The sequence below is a fragment of the Chitinivibrionia bacterium genome, assembly GCA_009779925.1.
GTDB lineage: Bacteria > Fibrobacterota > Chitinivibrionia > Chitinivibrionales > Chitinivibrionaceae > WRFX01.
Window position 1 is genome coordinate 55238 of sequence record WRAZ01000010.1, and the last position, 7538, is coordinate 62775.

Genomic DNA, 7538 nt, shown 5'->3' on the forward strand with positions numbered 1-7538 from the left:
TTCTCCTTAAATTAAATTTTTTCTTTCGATAATTTTTCTGCAATTTGCGAAAAATCCATTTTATCAACGCTGTCTCGCAACCAAACTGCAAGGTCGGCGTCTTGTGCATATCGATACATTTCTATTTCTTTCATTGCAACGCTAACACCGTCCATACTGAAGTCTCTACAGGCGGCAACAAGTTTTTCCAAAATGTCGGCGTCAATCTTTTCTTTTTGGGGCTTTTCGTTTTCTGCGTCTATTTGTGTAATCATTGTGCTCAAGTCCGAAAGTAATTTTTTCAGTGTCTCCAAGAATGCCGAATTGTGCTCTTTTATGAATTTCAAGTCTTTGGATTTTGCCGCGGCTTCGAGTTTTGCCGCCGAGTTTGTAATATCATCCGCAAAAATACCATAACTTGCTCCCTTTATGCTGTGGGTCGCATTTTGATACTCTTCGAGCTTATCTGTTTTTTCGCCTTTTTCCAATTCGGGTAAAAGCACGCTTACACTCTTTTCGTACGAGCGTAGAATTTTAAGGTATATTTCTTCGTCGCCGTCGTATTTTTCCAAGCCTTCGACAATGTTTATTCCATCCACTTTTTTGTCGGTAAAAAATGACTTTGTTTCGCCCTTATCGACTAAACACGCTTGCGCCGCCGCGGCGGCTTCTTGGCGCGCGGCGGCTTCTTGGCGCGCGGCGGCTTCTTGGCGCGCGGCGGCTAAAACTTGTGGCGACTGTTTGTCGCGCACAAGTTTATTCAAAACCATATTCAAACGGCGAATATCTATTGGCTTAGAAATAAACTCGTTAAATCCGTTTTTCAGGAATATCTCCGCCTGCCCCACCACGGCATTTGCCGTAAGCGCAACTATCGGATTTGTGTAGCCGATTTGGCGAATTATCTTTGTCGCGTCCAATCCGTTCATTTCGGGCATCATGTGATCCATAAATATAATGTCGTACACATTGCCCATTTTAATTTTATCTATTGCCTCTTGCCCGCTGGTTGCCGTTTCTATTCGCAGTTGATAAGGTTTCATAACCCCTACGGCGACATACAGATTTGTTTCCATATCATCAACAACCAAGACACTTCCGTAAGGCATCGGGTCGCGCAAAATCTGTCTTCTTTCTCTGCTGGAAATGTATTTGCTTCGGAATTGTTTAAGATTTGCAACATTGTCGGCGCCTAAAATTTTGTCATCAGCTTTTTCCTGCAAAAGCCGCACAACAAACAAAGTTCCTACGTTAGGTTCGCTTTCTACACGAACATCGCCGCCCATAAGTTGCGTCAAATGTTTTGTTATGGCTAAACCAAGCCCCGTACCTTCAACATTTTTGTTCTTTTCCAAATCAAAGCGAGAGTATTCTTCATAAAGTTTATTCAACTGCTCTTTAGACATTCCGCAACCCGTATCGCGTACACTCAACACAAGCATTATTTTATTATCGTCTAAAACCGCTTCGGAATGCACAGAAAGCACTACTTTACCCTTATCGGTATATTTGAACGCATTAGAAAGCAGATTGTTAAGTATTTGCTTCACACGAAGTTCGTCGCCTATGAGGTTTGCTGGAAGATTTTGGTCTATTAACAATTCAATTTCTATCGGTTTGCTTTCGAGACGCGTCAAATTCATGTGGAGCGAATCGTTTATCATACTCGATACCTCGTACTCCGCAGGAACAATGTCCAATTTGCCCGCCTCGATTTTGGAAAAATCCAAAATATCGTTTATTATACCCAAAAGCAAATTGCTCGACGAGTAAATTTTGCTTAATCCCTCCAATATACTTTCAGGAAGCGTGGCGTCTTCCGTCAAGATTTCGGTAATGCCGATAATTGCATTCATAGGCGTCCGAATTTCGTGGCTCATATTTGCCAAAAATGTCGATTTTGCCCTACTCGCCTCTTCGGCGGCGCGCTGAATTTCTTTACGATTTGTTATATCGTGCGCTATACCCATAACTCCGACAATTTCGCCGCCTGTCTCAATAGGCGTTTTGGTTGTTTCAAAAACCATAGTTTTTTCACCCATCGGTATTTCTACCTCCGAAACAGTCATTATGTTTTCATTTATAGTCAGCATATCATTATTGACGAATTCTTTTGCTTTTTCATCTGAGTTCCAAAGGTCGTAATCGGTTTTTCCTATAATGTCTTGGTGCTTTTTTCCGAAAATATCTTCCCAATACTCAAAAAACGCCTTGTTGCAATGCGTATAACGCAAATTCAAATCTTTAACAAAAATAAGGTCGGGTATCGAATCAAAAAGCGTGTTGAGCATTGTTGTTTGCAAAGCAAGTTCGCGCGTGCGTTTGCGTACTAATTCCTGCCGGTTTATCGCGCTTGCAATCATTAAATTCAACGAGCGCAGAATAGCGATTTCTTCGTCTGAAAAATCTCTATCTTCTTTGCAATCGCCGACGCAGAATACTCCCCATAATTGCTCGTCTAAAAACATCGGAACGACAGCAACCGATTTTATACCGAAAACGCTTAAAAAAACCGCCTCTTCCTGAGACATATTTGAAAGCGAGCCGTTTACACAATCGCCGCTTAAAAACTTAGCGTCCCAATCAATGCCCGCTTCTTTTGCGGAAAACTTCGCACCCGTGGGTACGGGAGGCAATTCTCTCGCTATTTCACTGTTCCAACCGTGAGTAACCGTATAACTGTGTTCACTGTCTGTTATATCACATTTCCAAACATATACGCGGTCGCCGCCCATAGCCCTGCCTACAAACTCCAGACTTTCTACAACCGAACGCTCAACATTCTCATCTTCTTTTGTAGAAAGAAGCAATATAGCCGCGTGATTAACCGCTTTCAACATTTCGTCGCGCAACTTTATCGCCTGCATCGCTTTGTCTTGTTCGCGCATATCGTATGTGTAGCCCAAAACAACGTCTTCACCCTTATATTTGGCGCGGACAAGTGTAATTTTTGCAAACATAAGCGAATTATCGTAAGGAATTCTGTGCATCCAGTTAAAAGTACAGCGCCCCTCAACAAATGCTTTGCCGACAAGCTCTACAGCCATTTCGTCGGAACGTCGCCCGTTTGGTTGATATTCGGGCGAACATTCTGCTATAAATCTGTCTTGGTATTCTTTTTTGCTCTTAAATCCATAAAGCTTAACGCCTGCCTCGTTGCAATCTATTGTAGCAAGTTCTTTGCTCCACACCTGAATACACGTAGGCGACAAGTCAATCATAAGCATAGCGCGTTCGTGTTCTTCCTCTAATAATTTCTGCGCATTCTTAAAATTTTTTTCCGTTTGCCTTATTCTTATCCCAATTATAAAAAACGATATGACCGCAATAACAATCCCGATAAAGGAAGGCAGAAGCATACTTCCTGCAACCGCTTCACCGCGATACTTTATAACATAGAATGAATATAACCACAATAAAGAAAGAAATGCTATAGCAGGCAATAAAACTATTTCCGCTCTGAAAAAAGTTAGATTTTTTACCACCCCTGAACTCTCCTATTTGAAAGTTTACCGCCCCTAAAATAATATTTGTTGCAAGAGAATGGGTAAAAATAAAATATTTTATACCAAATTTCGCTTATTTACCGTTTTTCTCCGCAAGTTATAAAATTTACTGCCGAAAAAAATCGGCGTACCTTTTGCAAAATGTGGAACAAGCGTCGAAAGAACGACGGTCGTCCCTCTGATTTCTCCGCAAATTTTACTTTGCATATCTTTTTTATCGTCAAACGGATAAATCGCCGTCGCAGGAATAATATTTTTTCCGTCGGCAAATTTGTGCTTTCTGTAAACCGCAAATTTTTCGTAGCCGTATTTCTTTGCCTGTTCTATCACCCTCTCATTCCACCCCCCGTAAGGAAAGGACAACGTAGAGACAAGGCATGCCTTGTCTCCCCTATCCGCCTTGTCTCTGTCAAATATTGCATTCTCTAATTCGTTTTTGGAATTAAGCAATTCCTGCGCCAATGTCTCATCGTTAAGAAGCGTTAAATCCAAATGCCGAACTCCGTGGCTTGCTATTTCCCAGCCGTTTTGACTTAATTCTTGCAAATTTTCGGCATTCATCATATTTTTTGTGCTGTAAAAATCCGCTATCTTTTCGCCGCCCGCTATCCCGCTCGCCGCAAAAACCGTCGCCGTAAACCCGTATTTTTTAAGTATGGGAAATGCCAAATCAAAGACAGACTTGTGCCCGTCGTCAAAGCAGATACAAACCTCGTCTTTTTGCATTGTAAATTCGCTGAATAAAACCGCTTTTTTTCGAGAGAGAGAAAGCTGAGTACAAAAAACTTCAAACTGCGCCGCCGAAACCTGCGAAAGCGACAGAGGTATCCCCTTTGATATTCTGTGAAAAAGTAGAACGCCCACATTTTTATTTGGGGGCACAAGAAGTCCCGCAAAAAAACCAAGCAAAAGCGGCAACAATAAAACAGCTAACGCTGTAAAAATCATTTTTTATCCGTTTTTTTATACGACGACACGTCCAAATTCAAGAATGGGTCGGCAACAACCCTTGCGTACATATTTTCCAAAACGTCGGCGACTGCGGATTTGCAATCGTTAATAACGGTTTTTACGCGCATAAGGTTGCTTCTGTCGGTAAAAATCGCAGTAATTATATTATTATGGTCAATTTGAACGACATACAAATGATAGAGAACACCCTCCTGATAAAGCGTTTCAAATTCCTTTTCTCCGACTATATGTGCAATGGCACTGCTGGACGCAAAACTTCCCACTACCAAAGCCGCAAGCGAAACCTTGTCGAAAGCGTTTGCTTCCGCCTGATACGATATAAGCCGACCCGATTTGTTTATTACCATTATAAGGTCGCACTGTCCCGAATCAACGATTTTAGTCAACACCAAATTCAGTTTATAAATATCGTGTTCGTTTATTATCAAGTCTCTTTCAGCCATATTTTTTTACTCCTCGTCTTTGTTTTTCTTGAACAAATTATCCATAAAACTCTTTTGGTATTTCGGATTTATCGGCATCTTTTTCTGAACCGATGTACGGTCGATTTGCCCACCCTTGTTCATCGACGAAAAGTGCATTTTCGCAGGTGGCATTAAACTGTCGGCTTTACCTCTCTCAAGCGCAGCCCTTATAGGGTCAACCGCCTGCGCTTCTTCCGATGTCTGTTTCGGCGCCGATATTTCAAAATCATCGTCCAGACCATCCGAGATTATCGACTGCGCTTCAGCTACAGGCGATGTTTCGGGTTTTGTCGCAACAACGGGAGCGCTCTGTCCATCAAACATATTTTCCAATTCAAGGTCTGCTTCAAAAAAGTCTTCGTCTGCTTGTACTTGCGCCGCCTGCGGTTTTGCCGCGCCTTCGACACTGTCTTCAAAGTCTAAATCAAATTCTTCCTGCGGCGCACTTTCAACAATCGGTGGCGGCACAGGCGCCGATACTGCGGCAGGCGTCGGTTCAATATCCAAATCTAATTCTATAAAGTCCTGCTCTGCAACTTCTTCTTTTGCTTTAAAATCGGGAATAGGGTCTGCTTTTACGGGCGCAGGTTTTACGGGTGCAGGAGCTACAGCCGGTGCGGCGGGCGCAGTCTCTACCTCTTGCACAAACTCGTCTTCCTCAGCTTGCGGTTTTGCCGATGCCGCGCCTTCGTATTTTTTATTCAGAATATCTATAACTTCTTTGCTGATTACTTTGAGCGTATCAAAAACGCCTTCGCCTGTCATAGCAACTGCCGCAACCCACTTTGAACTGTGGCGATTAAGTTTTTGGTTAAGCTCTTCAATACCCATCGGGTCATCGCAGTCTCTTTTATTATATTGGAGCACAAGCGGAATTGTAGTTAACGAATACCCGTATTCCGAAAGGTTTTCTTCCATATTATCTAAAGATTCGATGTTTTCATCCATCTTATCTTTCGCCGAGTCTGCGACAAAAACAATACCATCCACCCCGCGAAGCACCAATTTTCTGGTTGCGTTGTAATAAACTTGCCCGGGAACGGTATATAATTGTATTTTTGTCGTAAAGCCTTTAATTTTCCCCAAGTCAATCGGAAGAAAATCAAAAAAGAGAGTTCTGTCGGATTCAGTCGCCAACGACACCATATCGCCTTTTGAATCCTGCGGAACTTTTTTGTGAATAATCTGAAGGTTTGTCGTCTTCCCGCTCAAGGCAGGACCGTAATAGACAATCTTCACATTTATTTCACGAGCAGCATAGTTGATTGTTGCCATATTATCCCTCTATATATTTTCAATTCGTTAGTAATTCTTTATAACAAATATAATTTAATCCAACAAGAAAAAGTGTTATTTTTGTTAAAATAGCGTTTTTTTTGCTTAAATAACAAACCGCCGAGAATTCTCGACGGTCTGTTAAAATCAAAATACACTCAAAATTATCTGACTGAACGCATATGTCTTTCTCTGTCGGCGCTTCTTTTAAGCGCGTCCGCGAAAGAACGGTCTAAGTCGATTTCAACGGTGCTTCCGTCTTCAACGTCGGTAATAAATATCGGCGTTGCATTATCAAGGAAACCGTGAATTTCAACGTCGTCAAAAGTCATAGCTCTTCTCGCTTCGGTTTGTTGAAGAAGGCGTCTTTCCACCCAACCTTCGTTTCCTGCGTCGGTTCTTACTCTGAAGTGGTTGCCTCTTTCTTCAAGCACTCTTACAGATCCGCCTCTTGCGATTGTTTCAATCGCTCTTTCGTTCATTGCGCGGGTCTGATTGGCGTAAATAGGCGCCTCTGCCGTTGCCGTAGCAAAAAATTGTCTCTGAGCAAAAGACGTAGCCACAAAGAGCAATACTGCGAGCGCTACCAATCTAAAAACTTTCATAACTTTCCTCCCATTTTTAGGAATATTACACTTTCTTATCAATATAATATAATAAATGACAAAGCAAAAAAGCAAGATTTTTTTCAAAATTTTATTTTTTTCAAAAACCTTGCGTTTCTTGCTATCTTACCTCTCAATGCCAATTCTTATCGAATATCGGAATTTTACCCATAAACACCTCCGTTAAACAGTGTAATCCGTACAAAATTCCGGAGGTTTACCTGTTCACTCCAATTCTCGCGGAATATAAATACCGCCTGCCGCTGACGGTTGTTGCTTCGGCGATGATTAAATACGTACCACTGGCGACGAATCTGCCTGATTGGTTGGTTATATTCCAGACGATTGCACCATCTGCCGTAGGGGCGGGTTTCAAACCCGCCCTTACATCGTCCGCCGAAAATACGACATTGCCCAAATTATCCAAAATCGCCAAATTCACCGTTGCCGCCTCGGGTATTATTACCGAAATCCTCGCAAAATCGGACACTACTGCGTTCTCAAGAATAATTCCGTATCTGTTATCCCGCGAGGTATTTTGGCGAATAAAGCTTGGAAGAAACTCATCCGTTCTTATAAAAAACTCCGTTGCTCCGATTTGGTAGTTTTCTGCAAGCATTCCCTCGGTTTCTATTCTCAGCAGATATAAACGGTATCTTACAAGGTCGTCCGAACGTCCGAAGCGCGACGAAGCTTCTATTTCGGCTTCGGGGTCTATAATTTTTACCGTGGGGCGC

5 protein-coding genes and 1 pseudogene are annotated in these 7538 nt (G+C 42.2%); all 6 read right to left on the minus strand.

All coding sequences use genetic code 11. From position 1 onward, the window contains the following. Window positions 1–11 precede the first annotated feature (11 nt). The gene (locus FWE23_04950; GenBank protein ID MCL2844785.1) at window positions 12–3464 is read right to left on the minus strand and encodes an ATP-binding protein; all 3453 of its coding nucleotides are present in this window, start codon (window positions 3462–3464) and stop codon (window positions 12–14) included. A gap of 78 nt (window positions 3465–3542) precedes the next feature. Then, window positions 3543–4433 (minus strand): polysaccharide deacetylase family protein, encoded by an 891-nt coding sequence (locus FWE23_04955; protein MCL2844786.1) that lies wholly within the window; start codon window positions 4431–4433, stop codon window positions 3543–3545. Continuing rightward, window positions 4430–4900: a roadblock/LC7 domain-containing protein gene (locus FWE23_04960; protein MCL2844787.1), complete on the minus strand. Its 471-nt coding sequence runs from the start codon at window positions 4898–4900 to the stop codon at window positions 4430–4432. The genes FWE23_04955 and FWE23_04960 overlap by 4 nt, the downstream gene beginning before the upstream one ends. Window positions 4901–5632: 732 nt before the next feature. Continuing rightward, a pseudogene (locus tag FWE23_04965) lies at window positions 5633–6196 on the minus strand (ADP-ribosylation factor-like protein). A gap of 164 nt (window positions 6197–6360) precedes the next feature. Next, on the minus strand, window positions 6361–6801 hold the full coding sequence (locus tag FWE23_04970; GenBank protein MCL2844788.1) for a hypothetical protein: 441 nt from the start codon (window positions 6799–6801) through the stop codon (window positions 6361–6363). A gap of 217 nt (window positions 6802–7018) precedes the next feature. After that, a partial coding sequence (locus tag FWE23_04975) for a hypothetical protein (protein MCL2844789.1) occupies window positions 7019–7538 on the minus strand: 520 nt, incomplete at its 5' end.